The organism is Oryzobacter terrae, from assembly GCF_042756445.1.
Taxonomy (GTDB): Bacteria; Actinomycetota; Actinomycetes; order Actinomycetales; family Dermatophilaceae; genus Oryzobacter; species Oryzobacter terrae.
In genome coordinates, this window is the sequence record NZ_CP170578.1 from 1,223,283 (window position 1) to 1,248,491 (window position 25,209).

Annotated in this window: 21 protein-coding genes and 1 riboswitch; of the genes, 11 read left to right on the top strand and 10 right to left on the bottom strand. The window is 72.9% G+C overall.

Translation table 11 applies throughout. The features are described from left to right. The first annotated feature begins 1 nt into the window (after position 1). The 6 genes from ACFWN3_RS05665 to ACFWN3_RS05690 all read left to right on the top strand — a co-directional run bounded on the left by ACFWN3_RS05665 (position 2) and on the right by ACFWN3_RS05690 (position 7,175). Positions 2-949: a carbohydrate ABC transporter permease gene (locus ACFWN3_RS05665; RefSeq protein WP_377644264.1), complete on the top strand. Its 948-nt coding sequence runs from the start codon at positions 2-4 to the stop codon at positions 947-949. 7 nt (positions 950-956) lie between these two features. Further along, on the top strand, positions 957-1,781 hold the full coding sequence (locus tag ACFWN3_RS05670; RefSeq protein WP_377644265.1) for a carbohydrate ABC transporter permease: 825 nt from the start codon (positions 957-959) through the stop codon (positions 1,779-1,781). 89 nt (positions 1,782-1,870) lie between these two features. After that, positions 1,871-3,496 (top strand): glucoamylase family protein, encoded by a 1,626-nt coding sequence (locus tag ACFWN3_RS05675; protein WP_377644267.1) that lies wholly within the window; start codon positions 1,871-1,873, stop codon positions 3,494-3,496. Positions 3,497-3,542: 46 nt separating this feature from the next. Next, complete coding sequence (locus ACFWN3_RS05680; protein ID WP_377644269.1) at positions 3,543-5,402, top strand: glycoside hydrolase family 3 protein; 1,860 nt, start codon at positions 3,543-3,545, stop codon at positions 5,400-5,402. Between the two features lie 106 nt (positions 5,403-5,508). Beyond that, positions 5,509-6,063, top strand: a complete 555-nt coding sequence (locus ACFWN3_RS05685; RefSeq protein ID WP_377644271.1) for a hypothetical protein — start codon at positions 5,509-5,511, stop codon at positions 6,061-6,063. Positions 6,064-6,134: 71 nt separating this feature from the next. Next, positions 6,135-7,175, top strand: a complete 1,041-nt coding sequence (locus tag ACFWN3_RS05690; RefSeq protein WP_377644272.1) for a hypothetical protein — start codon at positions 6,135-6,137, stop codon at positions 7,173-7,175. A gap of 44 nt (positions 7,176-7,219) precedes the next feature. On the opposite strand, the gene purH is transcribed toward ACFWN3_RS05690, so the two are convergent. The 6 genes from purH to sucC form a co-directional block, all read right to left on the bottom strand. Beyond that, the gene (gene purH / locus ACFWN3_RS05695; RefSeq protein WP_377644274.1) at positions 7,220-8,845 is read right to left on the bottom strand and encodes a bifunctional phosphoribosylaminoimidazolecarboxamide formyltransferase/IMP cyclohydrolase; all 1,626 of its coding nucleotides are present in this window, start codon (positions 8,843-8,845) and stop codon (positions 7,220-7,222) included. A gap of 32 nt (positions 8,846-8,877) precedes the next feature. Then, positions 8,878-8,955, bottom strand: a riboswitch (ZMP/ZTP riboswitch). Positions 8,956-9,046: 91 nt separating this feature from the next. Further along, positions 9,047-9,472: a TIGR03618 family F420-dependent PPOX class oxidoreductase gene (locus ACFWN3_RS05700; RefSeq protein WP_377644276.1), complete on the bottom strand. Its 426-nt coding sequence runs from the start codon at positions 9,470-9,472 to the stop codon at positions 9,047-9,049. Positions 9,473-9,508: 36 nt separating this feature from the next. Then, positions 9,509-10,111, bottom strand: a complete 603-nt coding sequence (gene purN, locus ACFWN3_RS05705) for a phosphoribosylglycinamide formyltransferase (protein ID WP_377644278.1) — start codon at positions 10,109-10,111, stop codon at positions 9,509-9,511. Between the two features lie 50 nt (positions 10,112-10,161). After that, positions 10,162-11,409 (bottom strand): DUF6350 family protein, encoded by a 1,248-nt coding sequence (locus tag ACFWN3_RS05710; protein WP_377644280.1) that lies wholly within the window; start codon positions 11,407-11,409, stop codon positions 10,162-10,164. 200 nt (positions 11,410-11,609) lie between these two features. Beyond that, on the bottom strand, positions 11,610-12,503 hold the full coding sequence (gene sucD / locus ACFWN3_RS05715) for a succinate--CoA ligase subunit alpha (RefSeq protein ID WP_377644282.1): 894 nt from the start codon (positions 12,501-12,503) through the stop codon (positions 11,610-11,612). A gap of 33 nt (positions 12,504-12,536) precedes the next feature. Continuing rightward, positions 12,537-13,715, bottom strand: coding sequence for an ADP-forming succinate--CoA ligase subunit beta (gene sucC, locus ACFWN3_RS05720; protein ID WP_377644284.1), 1,179 nt, complete (start codon positions 13,713-13,715; stop codon positions 12,537-12,539). A gap of 154 nt (positions 13,716-13,869) precedes the next feature. Here sucC and ACFWN3_RS05725 point away from each other — a divergent pair, with 154 nt between their 5' ends. Continuing rightward, positions 13,870-14,385 (top strand): hypothetical protein, encoded by a 516-nt coding sequence (locus ACFWN3_RS05725; RefSeq protein WP_377644286.1) that lies wholly within the window; start codon positions 13,870-13,872, stop codon positions 14,383-14,385. Positions 14,386-14,419: 34 nt separating this feature from the next. Here ACFWN3_RS05725 and ACFWN3_RS05730 read toward each other — a convergent pair whose 3' ends face one another. Beyond that, entirely contained in the window at positions 14,420-16,054 is a 1,635-nt protein-coding gene (locus ACFWN3_RS05730) for a M4 family metallopeptidase (RefSeq protein ID WP_377644288.1), read from the bottom strand. A gap of 121 nt (positions 16,055-16,175) precedes the next feature. After that, positions 16,176-18,203 (bottom strand): M4 family metallopeptidase, encoded by a 2,028-nt coding sequence (locus tag ACFWN3_RS05735; protein ID WP_377644290.1) that lies wholly within the window; start codon positions 18,201-18,203, stop codon positions 16,176-16,178. A gap of 286 nt (positions 18,204-18,489) precedes the next feature. Here ACFWN3_RS05735 and ACFWN3_RS05740 point away from each other — a divergent pair, with 286 nt between their 5' ends. Beyond that, complete coding sequence (locus ACFWN3_RS05740) at positions 18,490-19,422, top strand: esterase/lipase family protein (RefSeq protein WP_377644292.1); 933 nt, start codon at positions 18,490-18,492, stop codon at positions 19,420-19,422. Positions 19,423-19,767: 345 nt separating this feature from the next. Next, on the top strand, positions 19,768-20,457 hold the full coding sequence (locus tag ACFWN3_RS05745; RefSeq protein ID WP_377644294.1) for a M23 family metallopeptidase: 690 nt from the start codon (positions 19,768-19,770) through the stop codon (positions 20,455-20,457). A gap of 100 nt (positions 20,458-20,557) precedes the next feature. Here ACFWN3_RS05745 and pcrA read toward each other — a convergent pair whose 3' ends face one another. Both pcrA and ACFWN3_RS05755 read right to left on the bottom strand, forming a co-directional pair. Further along, positions 20,558-23,005, bottom strand: a complete 2,448-nt coding sequence (pcrA, locus tag ACFWN3_RS05750) for a DNA helicase PcrA (protein WP_377644296.1) — start codon at positions 23,003-23,005, stop codon at positions 20,558-20,560. A gap of 160 nt (positions 23,006-23,165) precedes the next feature. Continuing rightward, the gene (locus tag ACFWN3_RS05755) at positions 23,166-23,480 is read right to left on the bottom strand and encodes a hypothetical protein (protein ID WP_377644298.1); all 315 of its coding nucleotides are present in this window, start codon (positions 23,478-23,480) and stop codon (positions 23,166-23,168) included. 239 nt (positions 23,481-23,719) lie between these two features. On the opposite strand from ACFWN3_RS05755, the gene ligD reads away from it, so the two are divergent. Then, on the top strand, positions 23,720-24,709 hold the full coding sequence (ligD, locus tag ACFWN3_RS05760) for a non-homologous end-joining DNA ligase (protein WP_377644300.1): 990 nt from the start codon (positions 23,720-23,722) through the stop codon (positions 24,707-24,709). Beyond that, positions 24,709-25,155 carry an alternative ribosome rescue aminoacyl-tRNA hydrolase ArfB gene (arfB, locus tag ACFWN3_RS05765; RefSeq protein ID WP_377644301.1) on the top strand — a complete coding sequence of 149 codons (447 nt, stop codon included), beginning with the start codon at positions 24,709-24,711 and terminating at the stop codon, positions 25,153-25,155. Before ligD ends, arfB begins: the two co-directional genes overlap by 1 nt. Positions 25,156-25,209: the final 54 nt, after the last annotated feature.

Genomic DNA, 25,209 nt, shown 5'->3' on the forward strand with positions numbered 1-25,209 from the left:
CATGTCCACCGTCACCGACGGCGCCACCACCGCGCGCCGCGAGGACACCCCCTCCCGGAAGTCCCGTCCACGGACGGGGCTCCGGGAGGGGCGGGCCGCCTGGGTCCTCGCGATCCCGTTCTGCCTGCTCTTCCTCGTCTTCACGGTCTGGCCGGTGCTCCAGTCGCTCTTCATGAGCGTCACCGACACCCGCGCCAAGGACCTCCGGAACCCGTTCGCCGTCGACATCGTGGGCCTGGAGAACTACACCCGGGCCCTGTCGGACCAGAACTTCCTGCGGGCCGTGCGCAACACGGCGTACTTCGTCGTCGTGGGGGTGCCGCTCACGCTGCTCCTCGCGCTGGCGGCCGCCGTCGCCCTCGACCGCGGGATCACGAAGTTCCGCTCGGCGTTCCGGCTCGGCTTCTACCTGCCGGTCATCACCTCGATCGTCGCCGTCGCCGTCGTGTGGCAGTTCCTGCTCAAGACGGACTTCGGGCTCATCAACACCGCGCTCGGCTGGGTCGGCATCACCGGCCCGAACTGGCTCGGAGACCCGAACTGGTCGATGCCGGCGATCATCATGATGGCCGCCTGGCGCAACTTCGGCACGGGGATGATCATCTTCCTCGCCGGGCTCCAGGCCGTCCCGTGGGCCCTCCACGAGGCCGCCTCCATCGACGGGGCGAACGCCTGGCAGCGGTTCCGGCACATCACGCTCCCCCTGCTGCGCCCGACGATCCTCTTCGTCTCCGTCACGACGATGATCGGCTACCTCCAGTTCTTCGAGGAGCCGTTCGTCATGACCAACGGCGGGCCGCTCGACAGCACCGTGTCGATGTCGATGTACACGTACAAGCAGTTCGGGTTCGGCAACTACGGGTACGCCGCGTCCCTCAGCTACATCATCTTCGTCGTCGTCGCCATCATCACGGCGATCCAGTTCCGCGCCCTGCGCGAGAAGGGATGAGTGCCCGATGAACCGCACCAGCCGCGGCTCGTGGTGGCTCTACGGCGTCCTCACGGTCGCCCTCGTCGCCGTCGCCGCCCCGTTCGTCTGGATGGTCCTCGGCAGCTTCAAGACGACCGCCGAGCTCCGGCGGACCCCGCCGACCTGGCTCCCCGAGACCGCGACGCTCGACAACTACACCCAGCTGTTCTCGCGCCTCGACTTCGGGACCTACTTCTTCAACTCGACCGTCGTCGCCATCGTCGTCACCATCGGCAACCTCCTCTTCTGCTCGATGCTCGGCTACGCCCTGGCGATGCTGGAGTTCCCGGGCAAGAAGGCGCTGTTCGCGCTCGTCATGGGCACGCTGCTCATCCCGGGCGTCGTGACGTTCGTGCCGCTGTTCGTCCTCGTGGCGAACGCCGGGCTCATTGACAGCCTGCCGGGTCTCTTCCTGCCCTTCCTCGCCGCCCCGTTCGGGGTGTTCCTCATGCGGCAGTTCATCCTCGGGCTGCCGCGGGACCTGCTCGACGCAGGGCGCGTCGACGGCGCGGGCGAGCTGAAGATCTTCGCGCGGATCATCCTGCCCCTGTGCGGGCCGGCCCTCGCGACGCTCGGCATCCTCACCTTCCTCGGCAGCTGGAACAACTTCCTCTGGCCGCTCGTCGTGGCGCAGACCGAGGACACCTACACCCTCCCGGTGGCACTGGCCCTGTACGCCAAGGGCCAGAACGCGACGGACTACGGGCTGCTGCTCGCCGGCGCCACCGTCGTCGTCATCCCGATCCTGCTCGTCTTCCTCGGGTTCCAGCGACGCGTCATCGAGGGCATCGCCACCACCGGCATCAAGTAAGTCGCACCGTCACCACCCGCACGACCGACCGAAGCCACACCGACCGCAACGGGCCGCCACGAGCGGTACCGACGAACGGAGACTCGACCATGTCCGACCTCACCGTCCCGACCCCCGCCCGCCGCCACCTGCTCGTCGGCGGGGCGGCGACCCTGGCCGCGATCGGCCTCGCGCCGCCGTCGGCCGCAACCGCGGGCACCCGCACCGGGACCGCCGCCGCCGCCGTCAAGACCGGGGGCGTGCCGAACTCGCGCCTGCACCGCTGGGCCGCCGACACGTGGCACAGCCTCGACGCGATGACCGACCCGAGCACGGGCCTGCCGGCCGACAACATCCCCGAGTCCCTCGCGCCCGGGGACCGGTCGGGCTACACCTCGCCGACGAACATCGGCGGCTACCTCTGGTCGGCGGTCGTCGCGCGTGAGCTCGGCATCATCTCGGCCGCCGACTGCAGCCGCCGGCTGCTGCGCACCGTCAGCACCCTCGAGGGGATGGAGCACCACGAGCCGAGCGGGATGTACTTCAACTGGTACGACGAGGCCACCGGTGACGCGCTGCGCACCTGGCCGACGGACGGCGCCAAGGTCGAGCCCTTCGTCTCCAGCGTCGACAGCGGCTGGCTCGGCGCCGCCCTGCTCGTCGTGGCCAACGCCGACCCGGTCGCCGGGCCCCGCGCCCGCGCGCTGTTCGCCAAGATGCGCTGGGACGCCTTCTACAACCCCGGGGACGGCAAGGACGGCCACCCGTCCGTGCGGACCGGAGGCCTGATGCACGGTGGCTTCTTCCCGTTCGCCGACGGCCGCCCCGGCGGGACGTACGAGGGCACCCACATCGGGGGCGAGGACGTCTGGCTCACCACGCACCACTACGACACGATCGTGTCCGAGACCCGGATCACCAGCTACCTCGGGATCCTCACCGGCCAGGTCCCCGGCCGGCACTACTACGCCGCCTACCGCACCTTCCCGCGCGGGGACTGCAACAACTGGAACTGGCAGGAGATGCAGCCGGTCGGTGAGACGCGGACCTACCTCGGGGTCGACGTCTTCGAGGGCGCCTACACCTACCGCGGCATGCACATCGTCCCGGGCTGGGGCGGCAGCATGTTCGAGGAGCTCATGCCCGCGGTGTTCGTGCCCGAGGAGAAGTGGGCGCCGCGCAGCTGGGGCGTCAACCACCCCCTCCACGTGCGCGCCGAGCGCGAGCACGGCATGGAGGAGGCGGGCTACGGCTACTGGGGCTTCTCCCCCGCGAGCGACCCGTTCGCCAACTACCGGGAGTACGGCGTCGACGCCCTGGGCATGAACCCCGAGGGCTACTTCTCCGACAAGGAGATGACGAACTACGACGCCGGCTTCGGCGACTGCCGTCCGGGCGCGAACCCGACGCCGACGTTCGGTGACGGCGTCGTGACGCCCCACGCCTCCTTCCTCGCGATGATGTTCGAGCGTGGCGAGGCGACGGCGAACCTCATCGGGATCCAGCAGAAGCTCGGCGCGTACGGCAGGGGCGGGTTCTTCGACGCCGTCGCCGTGCACAGCGGCACCATCGCTCGGCGCTACCTCTCCCTCGACCAGGCCATGGTCATGGGCGCGCTCGGCAACGTCCTCGGCAAGGGCGTCCTCCGCCGGGCGTTCAGCACCCCCGAGGTCGAGGCCAGGCTGCGGCCGGTCATCGGCATCGAGGAGTTCGGCGCCGGCGTCATCGAGGAGTGAGCACGTCCCCTCGGGGGTCGCTGTCCGTACGAGTGCAGGAGATGTGATGGAGCCCGTCAGGCACACGACCCCCGAGGGCGTGGCGTTCCGCGACCTCAACGGCAACGGGGTCATGGACCCCTACGAGGACCCTCGACTCGCGCCCGAGGCGCGGGTCGAGGACCTCCTCGGCCGCCTCTCCCTCGAGGAGAAGGTCGGCCTGATGTTCCAGACCGTCATCGAGGCCGGGGCCGACGGCTCGGTGCTCGAGGGACCCGGGGCGATCAGCAAGTCGGCGACGAGCGTCGTCGTCCTCGACAAGCACCTCACGCACTTCAACGTCCACGCACTCGACGACCCCCGGATGGCAGCCCGCTGGCACAACGCGCTCCAGGCACTCGCGGAGCGCACCCCGCACGGCATCCCGGTCACCGTCTCGAGCGACCCGCGGCACGCGTTCATGGAGAACGCCGGGGTCTCGTTCACGGCGACGACGTTCTCGCAGTGGCCCGAGCCCCTCGGCCTGGCGGCCCTTCGCGACACCGAGGCGGTGCGGCAGTTCGCCGACATCGCGCGCCAGGAGTACGTCGCCGTCGGGATCCGGGCCGCCCTGCACCCGACGCTCGACCTCGCGACCGAGCCGCGCTGGGGCCGCCAGGCAGGGACGTTCGGGCAGGACCCCGCCCTCGTCACCGAGCTCGGCGTCGCCTACCTGCACGGCTTCCAGCAGGAGTCGCTGGGCGCCGGGAGCGTCGCCTGCACCGCGAAGCACTTCCCCGGGGGCGGTCCGCAGAAGGACGGTGAGGACGCGCACTTCCCGTACGGACGCGAACAGGTCTACCCCGGAGGCCGGTTCGCCGACCATGTCGCACCGTTCCCCGCGATCATCGAGGCCGGCACCGCGGCGGTCATGCCGTACTACGGGATGCCCGTCGGGCTCGAGGTCGACGGCGAGCCGGTGCAGGAGGTGGGCTTCGGCTACAACCGCCAGGTCGTCACCGGGATGCTGCGCGAGGGTCTGGGGTACGACGGCGTCGTCGTCACCGACTGGGAGCTCGTCAACGACAACCACGTCGGCGACCAGGTCCTCCCGGCGCGCGCCTGGGGGGTCGAGCACCTCGACCCGCACGGCCGGATGGAGCTCATCCTCGAGGCCGGTGCCGACCAGTTCGGCGGCGAGGAGTGCGTCGAGATCCTCCTCGACCTCGTGGCCCGGGGTCGGGTCACCGAGGCGCGGGTCGACGAGTCGGCCCGGCGCCTCCTGCTCGTGAAGTTCCGCCTCGGGCTGTTCGACGACCCCTACGTCGACGAGGACACCGCGGCCGCCGTCGTGGGCCGCTCCGACTTCCGCGAGGCCGGCTACGCCGCACAGGCAGGGTCGGTGACCGTGCTGGCCAACGCGGCCGCGGGGGGCGGCGGGGGCGTGCCGCCCGTGCTGCCGCTGCGCCCGGGGCTGCGGATCTACGCCGAGAACGTGGCCGAGGACGTCGTGGCGCGGCACGGGACGCCCGTCGCCCGCCCCGAGGACGCCGACGTCGCCCTGGTCCGGCTCGGGGCACCCTTCGAGCCGCGGGCCGACCTCTTCCTCGAGGCGTGGTTCCACCAGGGGTCGCTCGACTTCCCGCCCGGCCTGGTCGCCCGCCTCGCCCGCCTCGCCGCCTCGTGTCCGCTCGTCCTCGACGTCGAGCTCGACCGCCCGGCCGTCCTCACGCCGCTGCTGCCGTTCGCGGCGGCCGTCGTGGGGACCTTCGGGTCGAGCGACGCGGCCCTCCTCGACGCGCTGACCGGTGCGATCCCGCCGCGCGGGCGGCTGCCGTTCGACCTCCCGCGCTCGATGGACCAGGTCCGCGCGCACCACGAGGACGTCGCCGGCTACGACGACCCGTTGTTCGCCTTCGGGCACGGGCTCGACCTCACGGTGTCCTGACGCGCGTCCGGGGCTCGTCCGCGTCCTCGCCGCTGACGTCCTCGTGTCAACCGGGAGGGCGGCTCGCGCGTCCTAGGGGTGTGCCACCGACGAAGGGAGACGCACGATGGACACCCGTTCAGCCACCAGCCCGAGGGGCTCACGCCGGAGGGCCGGTGCCGTCGCCGCCCTCGCCGCCGCGCTCCTCGCCGTTCCCGCCGCCACCGGAGCCGCGCCCGCCACGGCCGCCCCGTACTGCGGCATCACGTGGGGGTCCGGGGCCAAGACCTCAGCGCCCCTGACCACCGGTCGCGTCCTCGCCGTGCGGGCCGGGCGGCACGCGTGCTTCGACCGGCTCGTCCTCGACATGACCGGCCGGGCCCCCGGCTACGACGTCCGGTACGTCACCGTCGTCAAGAGCGACGGGTCGGGGTTCCCCGTGCCCGTCGCCGGCGGGGCCCGGCTCGCGGTCGTCGCCCACAAGGGCGCGACGAGCGTCCCGGCGATGCCGTCGGTCGCGGGGTTCACGACCTTCCGCCAGGTGCGGTGGGCCGGGGCGTTCGAGGGGTACACGACCGTCGCGCTCGGCGTGCGGGCCCGGCTCCCGTTCCGGGTGTTCACGATCCGCGACGCGGCGACGAACCGCAGCCGCCTCGTCGTCGACGTCGCCCACCGCTGGTGAGCGCCGGCTGAGGCGCCCGCCGGGCGCGGGTCGGTCCGGCGGGCCCGGCGCCGCGCGGGCAGACTGACCCCATGGCGCCGACCCCCCGCACCGCCCGGCTCGTGGGGCTCGACCTCGCCCGCGGCCTGGCCGTGGTGTCGATGCTCGTCGCCCACCTCTCGCCCGTCGGCGGCGTCCTCGACCTCAGCGAGTACCTGACGGCGCCGCTGTTCGCCGTCGTCATCGGCGTCGCCATGGGCCTGCAGCTGGGGCGACGGCACCCGGGCGTCATCCCCTTCCTCGTCGCCAACGTCCAGCGCGGCCTCGTCCTGCTCGTCCTCGGGCTCGTCCTCCAGACGCTCTACGGGCAGGTCGACGTCGTCCTGCCCTACCTGGGGATCCTCGTCCTCGTCCTCGCGCCCGTGGCCCTGGTCCTCCACCGCGCACCCGTGCTGCTCCTCGGCCTCGCGGCGTCACTGGCCGTCCTCGGTCCGCTCGTCACCGAGCGGGCGCGCGACGCCGAGGTGGCTGCGGGCGACCGGTGGCCCGGCATCGGGGCCGACCTCGTGACCTGGCTCGCGTCCGGCGACTCCTACCGCCTCGTGTCGTTCCTCCCGATGGCGCTGGCCGGCCTCGCGCTGGCGGCCGTCGTCGTCGAGGTCTCGCGAGGAACGCGCGGATGGGGTGTCGCCGGCGTGCTGACCGTCGCGTCGGTCGGCGCCTACCTGCTCGGGGCGTCCTCGGCCGACGGAGCGGCCGCCTACTCGGGGTCGACCGCGGAGGTCCTCGGCGCCTCGTTCCTCGCCTCGGCCGTCGTCGTCGCCTGCTTCGCGCTCGCCGACGCCGTGACGCTCTCGGGCGGTGGGGTGGCGGCGCGGGTCGCGGGCCCCGTCCTGGCCACCGGTCGCCTCGCCCTCACGGCGTACACGGCGCAGATCCTGTGGCTCGTGCTCGTGTCCCTCGTGCGCGGCACAGGGGTCTCCGACGACTCGTGGCTCGTCCTCTCCTCGACCGCCGTCGTCGTGGTCGGCGGGTGCTGGGCCCTCGAGCGCTGGTGGGGCACCGGGCCGCTCGAGTGGCTGCTCCACGTCATCCGTCCCGTCGCCCCCGAGGGGCGCGACCGCTCCGGCTGAGCCGTGGCGGTGCCGCGTCCCCGAGGGCCCGCGTCGCTCGTGCGTCAGTGGGCGAAGTGCCGCGTGCCCGTGAAGTAGAGGGTGACGCCCGCGGCCTGCGCCGCCTCGACGACCTCGGCGTCGCGCATCGAGCCGCCCGGGGCCACGACCGCCCGGACCCCGGCGTCGAGGAGGACCTGGAGGCCGTCGGCGAAGGGGAAGAAGGCGTCGGAGGACGCGACGGCTCCGCGGGCTCGCTCCTCGCCGGCCCGGTTCACCGCGAGGTGGCAGGAGTCGACCCGGTTGACCTGGCCCATGCCGATGCCGACCGAGGCGCCGTCGCGGGCGAGGAGGATCGCGTTCGACTTCACGGCCCGCACGGCCCGCCAGGCGAAGCGGAGGTCGGCGAGGGTCGCGTCGTCGGCGGCGTCCCCCGCGACGAGGCGCCAGGCCGACACGTCGTCGCCCCCGGTGACGGCGCCCTCGTCGTCGCGCACCACGGCGTCGACGGCGTCGCGCACCTGCATGAGGAGCCCGCCGCCGATGGGCCGGATCTCGGCTCCCTGACGCTGCGGCGCCGCGCACTCGAGGAGGCGGATGTTCTTCTTCGCGGTGAGGACCTCGAGGGCCTCGGGCTCGAACCCCGGCGCGACGACGACCTCGGTGAAGATGTCGGCGACGGTGCGCGCCATGTCGGCGGTCACCGGCCGGTTCGTCGCGATGATGCCGCCGAAGGCCGAGACCGGGTCGCAGGCGTGGGCCTTGCGATGGGCGTCGGCCACGTCGGTGCCGACGGCGATGCCGCAGGGGTTGGCGTGCTTGATGACGGCCACCGTGGGCTCGTCGCCGTGGTCGTACGCGGCGCGCACGGCGGCATCGGCATCGACGTAGTTGTTGTACGACATCTCCTTGCCGTGCAGCTGGCGCGCCTGGGCGAGCGCCGGCTGGGGCTGGAAACCGTTGGTGTACAGGGCTGCTCGCTGGTGCGGGTTCTCGCCGTACCGGAGCGTGGCCGCCTTGGTCCACGTCGCGCCGGCCCACGCGGGAAAGCCCGTGCCGTCGGTGGTGTCGACGTAGGCGTTGCCCATCCACGAGGCGACGTGGACGTCGTAGGTGGCGGTGTGGACGAAGGCCTGGGCGGCGAGGCGCTTGCGCTGCTCGAGCGTGAATCCGCCACCGCGGACGGCCTCGAGGACGTCGCCGTACGTCGCGGGATCGGTGACCACAGCGACGCTCGGGTGGTTCTTCGCGGCTGCGCGGACCATCGAGGGGCCGCCGATGTCGATCTGCTCGACGCACTCGTCGGGGCTCGCGCCCGACGCGACGGTGTCGGCGAAGGGGTAGAGGTTGACGACGACGAGCTCGAAGGCCTCGACGCCGAGCTCCTCGAGCTGGGCGACGTGGTCGGGCTTGCGGGTGTCGGCGAGGATGCCGGCGTGCACCCGCGGGTGGAGCGTCTTGACCCGGCCCTCGAGGCACTCGGGGAAGCCGGTGAGGTCCTCGACCCTGGTCACCGGCAGGCCGAGCGACTCGATGAGCGCCGCGCTGCCGCCGGTGGAGACCAGCGCCACCCCGGTGTCGTGGAGGCCGCGGACGAGGTCCTCGAGGCCGGTCTTGTCGTAGACGGAGACGAGCGCCCGGCGCACGGGGTGGACGTCCTGCGACGGTCCGGGGGCGGAGACGGCGGCCATGGGGAACTCCTCGGGGTCGGGTCGGTCACGCTGCGGGACACCCAGGCGGGCGATGTCCCGACGTGTGACTTCCCGGTGGTGACCCACCCGCGCCAGTCGTCTCCGGCCACCATATCGGCGCCCTCGCCCTGCTTCCAATCCGTCGCGTGTGCTCACGTGGTCGCCGGGGCAGCCACCCGGGCACACGACCCGGTGGAGGGGTCAGGTGGCGTAGGGCGACGGGGGCAGGGGGTCGGGCCACGACGCGCCGAGGACGCGGTCGACCTCGACGACGAGGACCACCCGCTCGGGGTTCGGCCGCGGGGTGCGGTACCGCACGGTGTAGCGCTCCTCGGCGTCGCGGACGGCGGCGGCGTCCTCGAGGACCCGGGTGGGGCCCTCGAGGGTGAGCCAGCGGCGTCGGTCGACCTGGCCGAGGGCGGCGCGTCGGCCCCCACGGGCGTTGCGGGCCTTGACGCTCCCCCGGCTCGTGATGACCCGGGCGACGAGCGCCTCGTCGTCCCAGGTGAACCCGACGGGGACGACGTGGGGCGAGCCGTCGGCGCGCAGTGTGGTCAGGGTCGCGAGGTGCCGCTCGCGCATGAACTCCACGGCAGCGGGGGGCAGGTCGGCGGGGTGCAGGGCCACGCCGCCGATCGTCGCACGCGCCGTGCCGGTGGCGGGTCAGGCGGGGGGCTGCCAGGAGCGGTCGGCAGCGAGGTGGGTGAGCACCTCGACGAGCATCTCGCGCTCCTCGACCTTGATCCGCTCGTGGAGCACGTCGACGGTGTCGCCCTCGAGGACGCGGACCGCCCGCTGCTCGATGATCGGGCCGGTGTCGACGCCGGCGTCGACCCAGTGGCACGTGCACCCCGTGACGCGGACGCCGTGCTCGAGGGCGTCGCTCACGCCGTGGGCCCCCGGGAAGCTCGGGAGCAGCGCGGGATGGGTGTTGACGACCCGGTGCGCCGCGAGGAACACGGGCCCGAGGACCTTCATGAAACCGGCCGAGACGACGAGGTCGGGCTCGTGGGCGTCGACGAGCCGGGTGAGCGCGGCGTCCCAGTCGGCCCGGGTGTCGTGGTCGGCCACCCGGCAGACGAAGGTCGCGACCCCGCGCAGGGCCGCGCGCACGGCGCCGCCCGTCCCGTCGCGGTCCGACCCGACGGCGACGACCCGGAAGGGGCCGCTCTCGGACTGGGCGTCGAGGATCGCCTGGAGGGTCGTGCCCGAGCCGGAGACGAGGACGACGAGGCGCAGCGGCGTCAGCGGCTGCGGCGGCGTCACTGGCTGGAGCGGCGTCTCCCGCTGACGCGGCGTCTCCGGCTGAGGCGGACTCACCGGCGCAGCCGCCACGCGTCGCGCAGGACGACGACGAGCGCGCCGAGCATCATCCAGCCGAAGACGGCGAGGACGAACGAGGCGGTGGGGACGCCGACGTCGGACAGCCGGAACTGGCCGGCGGAGCCGCCGCCGAGGACGTCGAGGACCGCAAGGAGCAGGGTCGCGGTCGCGCAGCCCACGGTCGAGACGGTGAGCTTGGTCCGCAGCCGCGACAGCCGCGCGACCTCGCCGAGGGCGCGTCGGGCCACGAAGGCGCCCGTCCCGACGACCGGGAGGACGGCGAGCGCCGTGAACCACGGGAAGCCGCCGGGCTGCGGGAGCGCCGCGAGGACCGGGACCATCGGCAGCAGGCCGCCCTCCGAGCCCGACCAGGTGACCGCGCCGCCCTCGACGACCTCGAAGCCCGAGCCGGCGAGGAAGGAGACGGCCCACAGGGCGAGGTTCGGCAGCGACAGGGCCTGAGCGGCGCCGAGGAGCGCGGAGCCGAGACCCGGGGCGCCGACCTCCGCCGAGATCGTCGCGACGCGCGACCAGCCGAGGGCGACGACGCCGACGACGACGAGCAGCCCGACCGCGAGCAGCGCGGCCGCGCCGGCCAGCCCGGGTCGCAGGCCGCGACGGACGTCGTCGGGCAGCCACGGCAGGTCGAAGAAGGGACCGAGGACGTCGGGGTCGTCGCGCACGACGGGCCGCAGCGCGAGCGCGACTGCGGCCAGCGGCAGGAGGACGCCGGGTCCGACGACCGAGAGGGCGTCGACCCGGAACGGGCCCGTCGTCGTGAGGCCGACGCCGAGGGCCACGGCCAGGAGGTAGCCGCCCCACCACGAGGCGAGCGCGCCCGCAAGCCCCTTGGGCACGAGACCGGCCCAGTGCTCGCCGTCGGTGGAGACGTCGACCATCGCCTCGCGGACCCCGACCCGGGCGAGGAGGACCAGGGCGGCGAGGCCGAGGAGCGGCACGAGCGAGAAGAGGGCGGTGCCCGCGAGCAGGTGCCCACCGGAGAGGAGGAACCACAGCGAGGCCCCCGTGCCGACGGCCTGCCAGACGGTGCCGACCGACAGCGGGTCGACGAGCCACGCGAGGACGACCGGTGCCCCGACGAGGAGCAGCGCCGCGACCCCCGTGACGAGGCCGATCACGACGCCGCGCCACCACGGCGGGGTCGGCACGGTGTCGGGTTCGCCGGGTTCGCCCTGCTCCCCGTGGGGCAGGGCGGCGCGGAGGCGGTCGATGACGGTCATCACCCCCAGTGTGCGGGAGGGCGACACGGCCCGGTCCGAGCACACGCCGGGGCGGGCGTCATCAGGTCCGTTCGGCCGACACCCGGAGGGCTCGCCGGCCGCTTGCCCTCCCCCGCGCCCACTCCAGTACGGCAACACGCCGACGTCCGGGGTCGGGCGTCGGCGTGTTGCCGTACTGGAGTGGGGCGGGTGCCCGGCGCTCAGGCGGTGAGGCCCTGCATGATCTCGCGCATGAGGGCGGCGGCCTCGGACGGCGTCCTGCCGACCTTGACCCCGGCGGCCTCGAGGGCCTCCTTCTTCGCCTGCGCGGTGCCCGACGAGCCCGAGACGATGGCGCCGGCGTGGCCCATGGTCTTGCCCTCGGGGGCGGTGAAGCCCGCGACGTAGCCGACGACCGGCTTGGTCACGTGCTCCTGGATGTAGGACGCGGCCCGCTCCTCGGCGTCGCCACCGATCTCGCCGATCATGACGATGGCGTCGGTGTCGGGGTCGTTCTCGAAGGCCTCGAGGCAGTCGATGTGCGTCGTCCCGATGACCGGGTCGCCACCGATGCCGACGGCCGAGGAGAAGCCGAAGTCCCGCAGCTCGTACATCATCTGGTAGGTCAGGGTGCCCGACTTGGAGACGAGGCCGATGCGGCCCGGGCCCGAGATGTCGGCCGGGATGATGCCGGCGTTGGCGACGCCCGGGGTGATGAGGCCGGGGCAGTTCGGCCCGACGATGCGCGTCGTGCCCTTGTCCTTGGCGTAGTTGTAGAACTCGGCGGTGTCCTTGACCGCGACGCCCTCGGTGATGACGACGGCGAGCGGGATCGCGGCGTCGATCGCCTCGACGGCGGCGGCCTTGGTGAACTGCGCGGGGACGAAGATCACCGAGACGTTCGCGCCGGTGGCCTCGACGGCCTCGGCGACGGTGCCGAACACGGGGACGGTGACGCCGCCCTCGAACTCGACGGTGGTGCCGGCCTTGCGGGGGTTGACGCCACCGACGATCGCGGTGCCGCTGCGCAGCATCCGCTGGGTGTGCTTCATGCCCTCGGAACCGGTCATGCCCTGGACGATGACCTTGGAGTCGGCGTTGAGGAAGATGGCCATGGGTGTCGTGTCTCTCTTCTCTTGCGCTCTGGGTCAGTTCTGGGAGGCCAGCTCGGCGGCGCGGCGCGCGGCGCCGTCCATCGTCGCCTCGACGGAGACCAGGGGGTGGTTGCGCTCGGCGAGGATGCGCCGGCCCTCCTCGACGTTGTTGCCGTCGAGGCGGACGACGAGCGGGCGGTCCTCCTCGTCGCCGAGGGCGTCGAGGGCGCCGACGATGCCGTTCGCGACGGCGTCGCACGAGGTGATGCCGCCGAAGACGTTGACGAACACCGACTTGACCTGCGGGTCGGACAGGATGATGTGCAGCCCGTTGGCCATGACCTCGGCCGAGGCGCCGCCGCCGATGTCGAGGAAGTTCGCGGGCTTCTGGCCGCCGAACTCCTCGCCGGCGTAGGCGACGACGTCGAGGGTGCTCATGACGAGCCCGGCGCCGTTGCCGATGATGCCGACGGAGCCGTCGAGCTTGACGTAGTTGAGGTCCTTCTCCTTCGCGGCGGCCTCGAGCGGGTCGGCCGCGGCCTTGTCCTCGAGGGCCTCGTGGTCGGGGTGGCGGAAGCCGGCGTTCGCGTCGAGGGTGACCTTGCCGTCGAGCGCGACGATCTCGCCGTCCTCGGTCTTCACGAGCGGGTTGACCTCGACGAGCGTGGCGTCCTCGTCGCGGTAGACGGTCCACAGCATCTGCAGGACCGGCTCGATCTTCGCGGCGGTCTCGGCGTCGAAGCCCGCGGTCTCGACGATCTCGCGGGCCTTGGCGGCGTCGATGCCGGTGTTGGGGTCGACGGCCACGCGGGCGAGGGCCTCGGGGCGCTCGACGGCGAGGGTCTCGATGTCCATGCCGCCCTCGACCGAGCACATCGCCAGGTAGGTGCGGTTGGCGCGGTCGAGGAGGATCGAGAAGTAGTACTCCTCGGCGATGCGGGCGCCCTGGGCGATCATCACCTGGTGGACCGTGTGGCCCTTGATGTCCATGCCGAGGATGGCGCGGGCGTGCTCCTCGGCCTCGTCGGCGGTCTTGGCGACCTTGACGCCGCCGGCCTTGCCCCGGCCGCCGGTCTTGACCTGCGCCTTGACGACGGTGACCCCACCGCTCGCGGCGCCGATGCGCTCCGCGGCCGCGCGGGCCTCCTCGGGGGTCGTGGCGACCGCTCCGGCGAGCACGGGCACCCCGTGCTTCTCGAACACGTCACGGGCCTGGTACTCGAAGAGATCCACGAGGCGATCCGTCCTTCATCTGCTGGTGGAGGGGAGGTGGTCCGCAGGGGAGCCTAACGGGGTGCGGCGGTGCGGTCTCCCCCGGAGCCCGCGGTGGGACCGATCTCACCCCCGAGCGGTCGCCCCGCTCGACGACCGGTGGTTGGGTGGCGGGGTGACCCCGATGCCGCGGCGCCGCGCCGCACTCGTCCCGCCCGCGACGCTCCTCGCCACCACGCTCCTCGCGACGGCTCTCCTCGGCGGCTGCGGCGACACGGGGCCGGGAGCACCGGGACCGACGACCTCCCCGACGACCGCGACCGCCGCGCCCTCCTCGTCGCCCACACCGACCTCCGCTCCGGGCCCGGTCGTGCTCACCCGCACCGGCGGGCTCGCGGGGTACGACGACCGGCTGGAGGTCGCGCCCGACGGCGCGGTCACCGGGACGACCAGGGGCGGGGAGGTCACCTGCCGGGTGGCGAGCGACCTCGCCACGATTCTGGCGACGGGCGTCGCGCCCTCCCCCGCCGGACCGGCCGCCGGCACCGACCGGATGACGGTGACGCTCACCCGGGGCGCGACGAGCGTCCCCCTCGGCGAGGCCCAGGGCGGCGACCCGCTCTCGGAGGCCGCTCGCACCCTCCTCGACGACGTCCAGCAGCCGGCGAACGCGAGGACGGTGTGCCGCTGAGCGCGACACACCGTCCCGGCGTCGTGGTCCTGCGTCAGTTCGCGCAGGTCTGGGCGCCCTTGGGGACGGCGATGGCGGTGAACGCCTTCTCGACCGCGAGGCACTGGGCGGTGTTGCGGCCGTAGAGCTCCTTGGCCGAGGCGATGGCGCCGTTGCGCGCCGCCGCGTAGCCGCTGCTCGAGGTGAGCTTGGTCGTCAGGGTGCGGTACCAGACGCGCTCGGCGACCGTGCGCCCCACTCCGGTCACGGCGGGGGCGCTGTTGCACAGCGGGCTGTTGTAGGCGACGCCGTTGACCGTCTTGGCGCCCGAACCTTCGGCCACGAGGTAGTACCAGTGGTTGAGCGGCCCCGAGGAGTAGTGGACGTCGATCCGGCCCAGCGTGCTGCTCCAGCAGTCACGGCTGCGGCCGTCGCGGCTCGGGCGGTCCATGTACCGCAGCGGGGTGCCGTTGCCGTTGATGTTGATCTTCTCGCCGATGAGGTAGTCGCCCTGGTCGGCGGTCGTGTTCGCGTACCACTCGACGGCCGTGCCGAAGATGTCGGAGGTCGCCTCGTTGAGCCCGCCGGACTCGCCGCGGTAGAGCAGGCCCGCGGTGTTCTGGGTGACGCCGTGGGTCATCTCGTGGGCGGCGACGTCGACCTGGGTCAGTGGCCGGGCGTTCCCCGCGCCGTCGCCGTACGTCATCTGGGTGCCGTCCCAGAACGCGTTGACGTAGCCGTTGCCGTAGTGGACCCGGCTGCGGGCGCCCTTGCCGGTGTTCCAGATGCCCGCCCGGTTGTGCGCCGAGAGGTAGTAGCCGTAGGTGACCTGGGCACCCCACTGGGCGTCGGCCGCGGCCGTCTGGGTGTTGGCCGGCAGACCGGTGCCCCAGATGTCATCGGTGTCGGTGTACTCGGTCCCGGCCCCGGAGGTGCCCCGGTTGAGGTTGGTCGTGTAGTTGTTCACCGAGTCGCGCAGCCTGTAGCTGTTGATGGCGACGGCGGTCGTGTTGAGCGGGACCGCGCCGCTGTACTGCGTGTTCCCCGTGCCCTCGTGGATCTCCTCGATGCGGTCGAGGAGGCGCCCGGTGCGGGCGTCGACGAAGGTCCGCAGGCGGCTCGGGGTCTGGGTCGGGCGCACGCCGGTCGTCGTGACCTCCCACGCGAGGCGCGGGGCACCCTGGACGGCGTAGACGACGAGGGCGGCGGCGCTGGAGTCGACGGCGTAGCCGGCACGCGAGGCCGCCAGGGCCTTGGCGGCCGCGGCGCCGACGCGCGGCGTCCTCGACGCGAGGGCGAGCGTCGCCGGGTTCGCACGGTGCTGCGCGGTGACGGCGCCGGCACGCGAGCGGGCCACGACGAGGTCGCCGCCGACGACCCGCAGGCCGTCGAGCGTGCGGTCGTAGCGGACGTGCCGGGTGCCGTCGGGGTCGACGACGACGCCCCGGACGGTCAGGGCCTCCCCAGGGGTCAGCCCCACGGACCGGGCCACCGCGGCGGCCCTGCCCTGCTCGGCCTGGCGCAGGGCGTCACCGGACGAGGCCACGGCGGCGGACGTCGCGGCCGTGGCGGCGGTGACGGCACCGGGGACGGCGCCGGGTGCGGCCGACGCCGCGGACGGGGCGACCGCGACGACCGCGGTGGTGAGGGCTGCCGCGAGGGCGGCGCCGGTCATCAGTCGGTTGGGCATGCGTCACTCCTGGTCGACGAGGCCGTGTCCCCCACGGCGCCCCCATCGTGCTGCAGGAGGTGCCCACGTGTCGCCCGTTCCGACGAATCGCCACCGGCGAGTCGTCGGAACGGGCGGGCACTCAGCTCGTGGCCAGCGACGTGTCGTCGACGACGAAGGAGGTCTGCAGGCTCGAGTCCTCGGTCATCGTGAACCGGATCGTCACCGTCTTGCCCTTCCAGGCCGTGACGTTGAACGACTTCTGCGTGTACGTGGCGTTGGTGCCCACGTTCGAGTACGTCGCCAGGGTCGTGACGGTCGAGCCGTCGACGACCTGGGCGCGCATCGTGTCGTACGCGGTCGAGCCGGACTCCGCGGTGTCGGTGCGCAGCCAGAACGACAGCGTCGCCGCCGTGGCCGAGGCCGGGATGGCCACCGACTGATTGATCGTCTCGGTGCCCGACGACCCGTTGCCGCCCAGCCACGCCTTCCACGAACCCGTGCGCGCGGGGCGACCGGTGTTGTTCGTGATCGGACCGCTGGTGCCGGTCCACACCGTCGCGCCGGACTCGAACCCGGCGTTCTGGAGCAGGTTGCCCCCGGTGGGCGGCGGGGTGGTGCCCCCGCACGACTCGGAGCCGGCGGCGACGTTGATCCCCGAGAACGCGGCCTGGACCGCGGTGCACGTGGCCGAGGTCGCGCCGAAGAGCTCCTTGGCCGAGGCGATGGCACCGTTGCGGGCGGCGGCGTAGGTGCTCGACGAGGTGAGCTTGGTCGACAGGGTCCGGTACCAGACCTTCTCGATGTTGGCCCGGCCCGCACCGGTCACCGTCGTGCCGTTGCACGTCGTGCTGTTGTACGCGACGCCGTTGATCGTCTTGGCGCCCGAGCCCTCGGAGGCGAGGTAGAACCAGTGGTTCAGCGGACCCGAGGAGTAGTGCGGGTCGAGGTTCCTCGTGTTCGTGGTCCAGCAGTCCTGGCTGGCGCCGTCCTTGCTCGGCTTGTCCATGTAGCGCAGCGGAGTGCCGTTGCCGTTGATGTTGATCTTCTCGCCGATGAGGTAGTCGCCGACGTCGGTGCTGCTGTTGGCGTAGAACTCGACGGCCGTGCCGAAGATGTCGGAGGTCGCCTCGTTGAGGCCGCCCGACTCCCCCGAGTAGACGAGGTTCGCCGTGTTCTCGGTGACACCGTGGCTCATCTCGTGCGCGGCGACGTCGATGGAGGTCAGCGGCTTGGTGTTGCCCGCGCCGTCGCCGTAGGTCATCTGGGTGCCGTCCCAGAACGCGTTGACGTAGGCGTTGCCGTAGTGGACGCGGCTGCGGGCGCCGGTGCCGTTGTTCCAGATGCCGGCGCGACCGAGGACCCCGTTGTAGTAGGCGTAGGTCTTCTCGGCGCCGTACTGGGCGTCGACCCCGGCGGTCTGGCGGCTCGTCGTCGACCCGTTGCCCCAGATGTTGTCGGCGTCGGTGAACTGGGTCCCGGTCCCGGAGGTCGCCCCGTTGAGGTCGGTCGTGTAGTTGCCCAGGCTGTCGCGCAGCTGCCAGGTCGACCCGCTCTGGATCGTGTTGATGGTGACCTGGCCGGAGTACTGGCTGTTGCCGGTGCCCTTGACGACCTCGTCGTACGAGGTGATGACCTCGCCGGTGTCGGCGTCGACGAGCGTGTGCAGTCGGCTCGGCGTCTGGTCGGCGAGCGTGCCGGTGGTCAGCACGTCGTAGGCCAGCCGCGGGGTGCCGGAGCCGGCCCAGACGACGAGCTCGCCCTCGCTCTTCTCACCGCGGGCGCTCGAGCGCTTCTCGCCGGTGGCCACGGCGTCCTGCTTCGCGACGCCGGGGGTCGTCGTCCTCGCCGCGACGTCCTTGCGGTTCGCGTTGTAGCGCACCGTCTCGACGTCACCGCCCTTGGACTTCTCGACGACGAGGTCGCCGCCGACGACCCGCAGGCCCTTCCACGTGCGGTCGTAGCGGGTGTGCGTGGTGCCGTCGCGGTCGGTGACGACGGATCGCCGGACGAGCTTCTCGTCCGAGCCCAGCCCGAGGGCTGAGCGGTCCTGGTCGGCGCCGGCCTGCATCGCGGTCGGCACCCCGGCCGCGGTGGCGGCGGGGACGCCGGCCGCGAGGGACGCGGCGACGGCCACGCCGAGGGCGAGGCCGCTGGTGAGTCGGTTCACGGGTTCTCCTTCGTGAAGTGGGCCCGGGGTTGTCCGGGCCACGCGGAAACGTCCTCCTCGAAGGCCCTGCGCCACAACAGGTCCTGTGAAGAATTGACCAAAGGACAGGAACTCTTTACCGCTCCCGACCCGACCCTTGACCGGACTCACAGGGCCCCCGCTCAGGGCGCTTGACGGCTTCTTGACCCACTTCTGGTGCAGACGGGGCACCACGACGTCCCGACATCCGGTAGTGCGTCACGTCGGGGGCGGAGTCGGGCGGTCGTGGCCGTACGCTGGGGCCGCCATGGCGTCGTCACCGCGGCCGAGCGCCGCTCCGCAGGTCGAGGTCCCCGCACCGAAGCGGCCCTCGCCGCGGTCCGTCGTGCGTGCCCTCGCCGGTGCGGCCCGCTTCGTCCTCGACCCGGCCGTCATCGCCGGCGGCGCCGTCGAGGCCGCCTGGCTCACCGCCCATGCGGCCACCTGGCCCCTCGGCCTCGTCGGCGGCCGGGGGCGGCGCGGGACCCCCGCGTACCGCGTCGAGCACCTGCCCCCCGTCCAGCGCGGACTCATCGTCTCCGACGTCGAGGCCGCCGGGACGCCGATCCTGCTCGTGCACGGCATCGTCAGCAACCGCTCGGTCTTCACCCTCCTGCGGCGCGGCCTCACCCGGCGCGGCTTCTCCAACGTCTTCGCGATGAACTACACGACCCTGTCCACCGACGTCCGGGCGGCCGCGGCGAGCCTGGCCGAGGAGGTCGAGCGGGTCGTCGAGGAGACCGGGTTCGAGCGCATCCACGTCATCGGCCACAGCCTCGGCGGCCTCATCGGGCGCTATTACGTGACCCGCCTCGGTGGCGACGCCCGGGTCCACACCCTCGTGACCCTCGGGACGCCGCACGAGGGCACCTGGGCCGCCTACGCGGTGCCGACCCGGCTCATGCAGCAGATGCGTCCGGGCAGCGGGGTCCTGCGCGAGCTGGCCCGACCGGCCTGCGGCTGCCGCACCCGGTTCATCTCGTACTGGTCCGACAGCGACGAGGCGATCCTGCCGCAGCGCTCGGCCGCCCTGCGGCACCCGGACCTGCGCTCGAGCAACATCCGGCTGCACGGCGCCGGGCACCTCACGCTCCCGATGATGCGCGAGGTCGTCCACGGCATCTCGACGGCGCTGGCGTTCCTCGACACCGACGGGGCCACGGTCACCTCCGGCGTCCTCCTCCTGCCTCGGGACGAATGAGCCCGAAGGGGCGGTTGTGACTCGTGTGACGGGTGGTGCTGACACCTTCCCTTTTCGACCCGCTCCCACACGCCGTGTGACCCGGATCACATCCCGGCGCCTCCCCCGCACGACACCGGGCGTTCACGGGCCGTGCACCCGGTCCGGACCCCCGTCGACGTGGACGCGAAGTTTGTGTCACGGAATGGTCACGGTACCGTGCTGTCCGAGCCACCAACGCCCCGCCCCTCCACCCCTGAGGTCCTGTCCCCTGTGAGTTCTTCGTACCGGGGGCGCCACTACGCCGGACGCCATCGTCTGTCCAGCCGTGGTGCGCGCCTGCCCCGCGCCTTCTCCTCGAGCTTCGTGCTGCCCACCACGGCGGCCGCGGCTCTCGTGGTGACCGCGACCGGCGCCACGGTGGCGGAGTCCTCGGCGGCCCTCACCTTCGAGGTCTCGGGACAGCAGACGGCCCTCGCCCGCACCGAGCAGGCCGCCGACGACGCGACGACGAGCGACCTCGCCTCGCGCCGGCAGGCCTCCGCGATGCAGACCGCCGCCCTCCAGGGCCGCGTCGAGGCCAAGCAGCGCGCCGCGCGCAGCGCCGCCCGCAAGGCCGCCGCCGAGGCCGCCGCCCGCGCCAAGGCCGAGCGCGAGGGCAAGCGCTGGGTGCGCGCCATCAAGACCGGCACGCTCACCTCCGGCTTCGGCCCCCGCTGGGGCAAGACGCACGACGGCCTCGACGTCGGCGCCCCCACCGGCACCCCGCTCTACGCGATGTCGCGCGGCACCGTCATCCTCAGCGACAACGTCTTCAGCTTCGGCAACAAGATCGAGATCCGCTACTGGGACGGCACCGTCTCCTGGTACGGCCACCTCAGCCGCCGCGACGTCCAGACCGGCGACACCGTGATGCCCGGTGACCAGGTGGGCCTCGTCGGCAACACCGGCCACTCCTTCGGCTCGCACCTGCACATCGAGATCCACCCCACCGGTGGCGACAACCCGATCAACCCGGCGCCGTGGCTGCGCAAGCACGGCATCATGGTCGGCTGACCCCGGCGCACGACCGCACCATCCCCCACAGCGCGACCCCCGGATCCTCCGGCGGGTCGCGTCGTCGTCTCCCGACCGCGTCGGGGCGCGACGGGTCGCGCTAGAGCTTCTCGAGGGGGGCGAAGCGCAGCACGAAGCGCTTGACCCCGAGCTCGCCGCCGAAGTCGACCTCGGCCTGCGTCTTGTCGCCCTCGCCGAGGGTGCGCACGACGCTGCCCATCCCGTAGCTGTCGTGGGTGACGCGGTCGCCGGGGGCCAGCGCGATGATCGGACGGTTGCCCGGCGAGCGCACGCCGGGCCGGGCGGCGAGGGTGGCGATGGCGGGACGCTGGTCGCGCCGGCCGATGGCGGCGGCCCCGGACAGCTCGCGCTCCCACTCGACGAGCTCGGCGGGGATCTCGTCGAGGAAGCGCGAGGGCGGGTTGTACTGCGGGGCGCCCCAGGCCGAGCGGACCGCCGCCCGGCTGAGGTGCAGGCGCTCGCGCGCCCGGGTGATGCCCACGTAGGCGAGGCGGCGCTCCTCCTCGAGCTCCTTGGCGTCGCCGAGGCTGCGCAGGTGCGGGAAGGTGCCGTCCTCGAGCCCGGTGAGGAACACCACCGGGAACTCCAGGCCCTTGGCGGTGTGGAGGGTCATGAGGGTGACGACGCCCGCGGCCTCGGCCTCGGCGGTGTCGGGGATCTCGTCGGCGTCGGCGACGAGCGAGACGCGCTCGAGGAAGTCCTCGAGGCTGACGACCTCACCGGTCTCGCGGCGGGCGTCGTCGAACTCGCGGGCGACGGCGACGAGCTCGGCGAGGTTCTCGACCCGGGTCTCGTCCTGCGGGTCGTGGCTGGCCCGCAGCTCGGCGAGGTAGCCGGAGCGGTCGAGGATGGCCTCGAGGAGGTCGGAGACGCCGGCGTCGTCGTCGTCGCGGACCTGGCCCAGGCCCTCGAGGAGCCCGGTGAACCCCTTGATGGCGGCGACCGAGCGGGTGGCGATGCCCGGGGCGTCCTCGGGTCGGCCCAGCGCGGCGACGAACGGGATCCGCTCGCGCTCGGCGAGGGCGACGATGCACGCCTCGGCACGGTCGCCGATGCCGCGCTTGGGGACGTTGACGATGCGGCGCAGGTTGACCGTGTCGGAGGGGTTGGAGAGCACCCGCAGGTAGGCGAGCGCGTCCTTGACCTCGCGGCGCTCGTAGAACCGGGTGCCGCCGACGACCTTGTACGGCAGGCCGACCCGGACGAACACCTCCTCCAGGGCACGGGACTGGGCGTTGGTGCGGTAGAACACCGCGACGTCGCCGGGGCGCACCCCGTGGTCGTCGCCGAGCCGGTCGATGCTGCGGGCGACGAAGGAGGCCTCGTCGTGCTCGTTGTCGGCGACGTAGCCGATGATCTTCGCACCGTCGCCGCTGTCGGTCCACAGGTTCTTCTTGCGGCGGCCCTCGTTGCGGGAGATGACGGTGTTCGCCGCCCGCAGGATGGTCTGCGTCGAGCGGTAGTTCTGCTCGAGGAGGATGGTCCGCGCGTGCGGGTAGTCCTCCTCGAACTCCTCGATGTTGCGGATCGTCGCGCCGCGGAAGGCGTAGATCGACTGGTCGGCGTCACCGACGACGACGAGCTCGCTCGGCTCGACGCCGTGATCGGTGCGGGTCTCCTCGGACCCCACGAGCTCACGGACCAGCTGGTACTGGGCGTGGTTGGTGTCCTGGTACTCGTCGACCATGACGTGGCGGAAGCGCCGGCGGTAGTGCTCGGCGACGTCGGGGAAGACCTGGAACATCTGGACCGTCATCATGATGAGGTCGTCGAAGTCCATCGCGTTGGCCGCCCGGAGGCGCCGCTGGTACTCGGTGTACGCCTCGGCGAGGACCTGCTCCTGGTGGGTGCCGGTCTCGGAGACCCGCCGGGTGAAGGTCTCCTCGTCGACGAGCTCGTTCTTGAGGTTGCTCACCTGGTGGCCGAACGCGCGCGGGTTGTAGCGCTTGGGGTCGAGGTCCATGTCGCGCAGGACCATCGACATCAGGCGCTGGCTGTCGGCGGCGTCGTAGATGGAGAAGGTCGAGCGCAGCCCCACCTTGTCGGCCTCGCGGCGCAGGATGCGCACGCAGGCGCTGTGGAAGGTCATGACCCACATGGCCTTGGCCCGGGGCCCGACGAGGGCCGAGACGCGCTCCCTCATCTCCGCGGCGGCCTTGTTCGTGAAGGTGATGGCGAGGACCTGGCCGGGCTGCACGCCCCGGGCCGCCATGAGGTGGGCGATGCGCTGGGTGAGGACGCGGGTCTTGCCCGAGCCGGCGCCGGCGACGATGAGGAGGGGCGGTCCGTCGTGCAGGACGGCCTCGCGCTGCTGCGGGTTCAGGCCCTCGAGGAGCTCCTCGGGGTCGGTGCGCGGGCGCTCCCCCGGACCACCCTCGGGGCCGCGGCCCGCCGCGGCCGCCTCGGCCCACGTGGGGACACCCGCGGCGTTGACGAGGGCCGCGTGGGCGCTGTCGTGGGTGGCGGGGTCGACGTTCGGCTCGGGCTGCTGGCCGCCGATGTCGAGGCCGTCGAAGAGGGTGCTCATGTCGGGGTCAACCCTACGTGGCGGGACCGACCCCCACCGCCTCGTCCCCGGGACGGGACGGCGGCCGGGACCCCGCACCACGGGGGTCCCGGCCGCCGGGGCGACCGCGCCGGTCAGGGCCGCAGGGACGCGGCCGCGCGTGCGGCTGAGCGGAGGGGGGTCAGCCGCACCACGGGTACACGAAGATGCTGTTCGCCCCGGCGCGGTGGTCGGCGACGAGCGTCTTGTAGTCGATGACGGTGTCGAGGGTGATGCCCTCGGGGAGGACGCCGCCGCGGGGCGTGACCCCCAGGGACACCGCGGTCGCGACGGACACGCCGTTGGCCTGGACGGCCTTGAAGGCGCCGATGCTCTTGAGGGTGGCGATGCCGGCGGCCTGGCAGCGGCCGTCGGCGGCCTGGGCGGGGGCGGCGACCAGGACGGTCGCGCCGACGGCGGCGACGGCGACGGCGGCGATGCGGGAACGGGTGCTCATGGTGGGTCTCTCCTCGTGGGGGTCGGTCCGCGGCTCCTGCAGCCGCGGGGACTGGCCACAGGTTGACCCGGGCGCGGCCTCCCTGTCGAGACTTTGTCAAAGGTTAGACGCCACGCCCTCTTCGCCGTCTCTCAGGGAGTGGCCGGGACCCGCGGTCTCCCCGGTTCGAGGTGTTGCGCCAGCATGCGGTGCCGGCCGGATCCCTCGACCCGGGGAGGGCACGCCCTACGGTGGGTGCCATGGCCTCGCGCAAGGGTGAGTTCGGGGAGCCGGTCGTCCTCGACGTCGACGGCTTCGACGTGCGCGTCTCCAGTCCCGAGCGGGTGTACTTCGCCGCCCGCGGCGAGACCAAGCTCGACCTCGTCCACTACTACCTGTCGGTCGGTGACGGCATCGTCAACGCGCTGCGCGAGCGCCCCTGCATGCTGCACCGCTTCCCCGACGGGGTGTCCGGCCCGAAGGTCCACCAGAAGCGGCTCCCCCGGGGCGCTCCCCCGTGGGTCGAGACGGTCCGGCTGCACTTCCCGCGGTACGGCCTGCACGCCGACGAGCTGTGCGTCACCCGCCTGGCCGACGTCGCCTGGGCCGTCCAGATGAGCACCGTCGAGTTCCACCCGTGGAACAGCCGCCGCGCCGACACCGAGAAGCCCGACGAGTGGCGCATCGACCTCGACCCGATGCCCGACGCCCCCTTCTCGCGGGTCCGGCGAGCCGCCCACGTCGCCCATGAGGTCCTCGACGAGCTCGGGGCCACCGGCTTCCCCAAGACGAGCGGCGGCCGCGGCCTGCACGTCTACGTCCGCATCGTCCCCGACCACGGCTTCCAGGACGTCCGCCGGGCGGCCCTGGCCTTCGCGCGCGAGGTCGAGCGCCGCCTCCCCGACGACGTGACGACGGCGTGGTGGCGCAAGGACCGCGACCCGGCGTCGGTGTTCGTGGACTACAACCAGAACGCCCGCGACCACACCATCGCTGCGGCGTACTCGGTGCGCGGCAACGACATCGGCACGGTCTCGACGCCGATTCGGTGGGACGAGGTCAACGACGTCGAGCCCGACGACTTCACCATCGCCACGGTCCCGAAGCGCTTCGCCGACCTCGGCGACCTCCACGCCGGCATCGACGACGCCGTCTTCGACATCAGCCCGCTCCTCGAGTGGGCCGACCGCGACGAGGCGGAGGGCGCGGAGGCACCCCCCGAGCCCGAGGACGACACGGGCAAGCCCTGATGGACCTCGTCGTGCCACCGGGTCCCGGTGTGCCGCAGGGCCTCACGGTGCCCGCGGCCGATCTCGTCGAGCGCTTCTCGCGGTCGTCGGGCCCGGGTGGCCAGGGGGTCAACACCGCCGACAGCCGTGTCGAGCTCGAGCTCGACGTCGAGGCGTTCGCCGGGTTCACCGACACCCAGCGGCGGCGGGTGCTGCGGGCCCTCGACCCCCGGCTCGTCGGAGGACGCCTCCTCGTCGTCGCCGCGTCCGAGCACCGGCAGCAGCGGCGCAATCGGGTCGCCGCGCGTGAGCGGATGGCGGACCTCCTCCGCGACGCGATGGCGCCTCCTCCGGCACCGCGACGGGCCACCCGTCCCACGCGCGGCTCGAAGGAGCGGCGCCTGTCGGCGAAGAGGCGACGCGGCGAGACCAAGGCCGGCCGCTCCCGTCCGGCCCCCGACGCCTGACCCACGACCCTCCGACGCGGGTCGAGGTGACAGAGGACCACCTCGTGCTCTGAC

Bases quoted from the DNA above. Each gene is read 5' to 3' on its own strand.
- ACFWN3_RS05690 (WP_377644272.1), top strand. From the start codon at position 6,135: ATGGCGCCGACCCCCCGCACCGCCCGGCTCGTGGGGCTCGACCTCGCC.
- ligD (WP_377644300.1), top strand. From the start codon at position 23,720: ATGGCCTCGCGCAAGGGTGAGTTCGGGGAGCCGGTCGTCCTCGACGTC.
- ACFWN3_RS05740 (WP_377644292.1), top strand. From the start codon at position 18,490: ATGGCGTCGTCACCGCGGCCGAGCGCCGCTCCGCAGGTCGAGGTCCCC.
- pcrA (WP_377644296.1), bottom strand. From the start codon at position 23,005: ATGAGCACCCTCTTCGACGGCCTCGACATCGGCGGCCAGCAGCCCGAG.
- ACFWN3_RS05675 (WP_377644267.1), top strand. From the start codon at position 1,871: ATGTCCGACCTCACCGTCCCGACCCCCGCCCGCCGCCACCTGCTCGTC.
- ACFWN3_RS05665 (WP_377644264.1), top strand. From the start codon at position 2: ATGTCCACCGTCACCGACGGCGCCACCACCGCGCGCCGCGAGGACACC.
- ACFWN3_RS05685 (WP_377644271.1), top strand. From the start codon at position 5,509: ATGGACACCCGTTCAGCCACCAGCCCGAGGGGCTCACGCCGGAGGGCC.
- ACFWN3_RS05710 (WP_377644280.1), bottom strand. From the start codon at position 11,409: ATGACCGTCATCGACCGCCTCCGCGCCGCCCTGCCCCACGGGGAGCAG.
- ACFWN3_RS05670 (WP_377644265.1), top strand. From the start codon at position 957: ATGAACCGCACCAGCCGCGGCTCGTGGTGGCTCTACGGCGTCCTCACG.
- purH (WP_377644274.1), bottom strand. From the start codon at position 8,845: ATGGCCGCCGTCTCCGCCCCCGGACCGTCGCAGGACGTCCACCCCGTG.
- ACFWN3_RS05680 (WP_377644269.1), top strand. From the start codon at position 3,543: ATGGAGCCCGTCAGGCACACGACCCCCGAGGGCGTGGCGTTCCGCGAC.
- ACFWN3_RS05730 (WP_377644288.1), bottom strand. From the start codon at position 16,054: ATGCCCAACCGACTGATGACCGGCGCCGCCCTCGCGGCAGCCCTCACC.
- ACFWN3_RS05755 (WP_377644298.1), bottom strand. From the start codon at position 23,480: ATGAGCACCCGTTCCCGCATCGCCGCCGTCGCCGTCGCCGCCGTCGGC.
- sucD (WP_377644282.1), bottom strand. From the start codon at position 12,503: ATGGCCATCTTCCTCAACGCCGACTCCAAGGTCATCGTCCAGGGCATG.
- arfB (WP_377644301.1), top strand. From the start codon at position 24,709: ATGGACCTCGTCGTGCCACCGGGTCCCGGTGTGCCGCAGGGCCTCACG.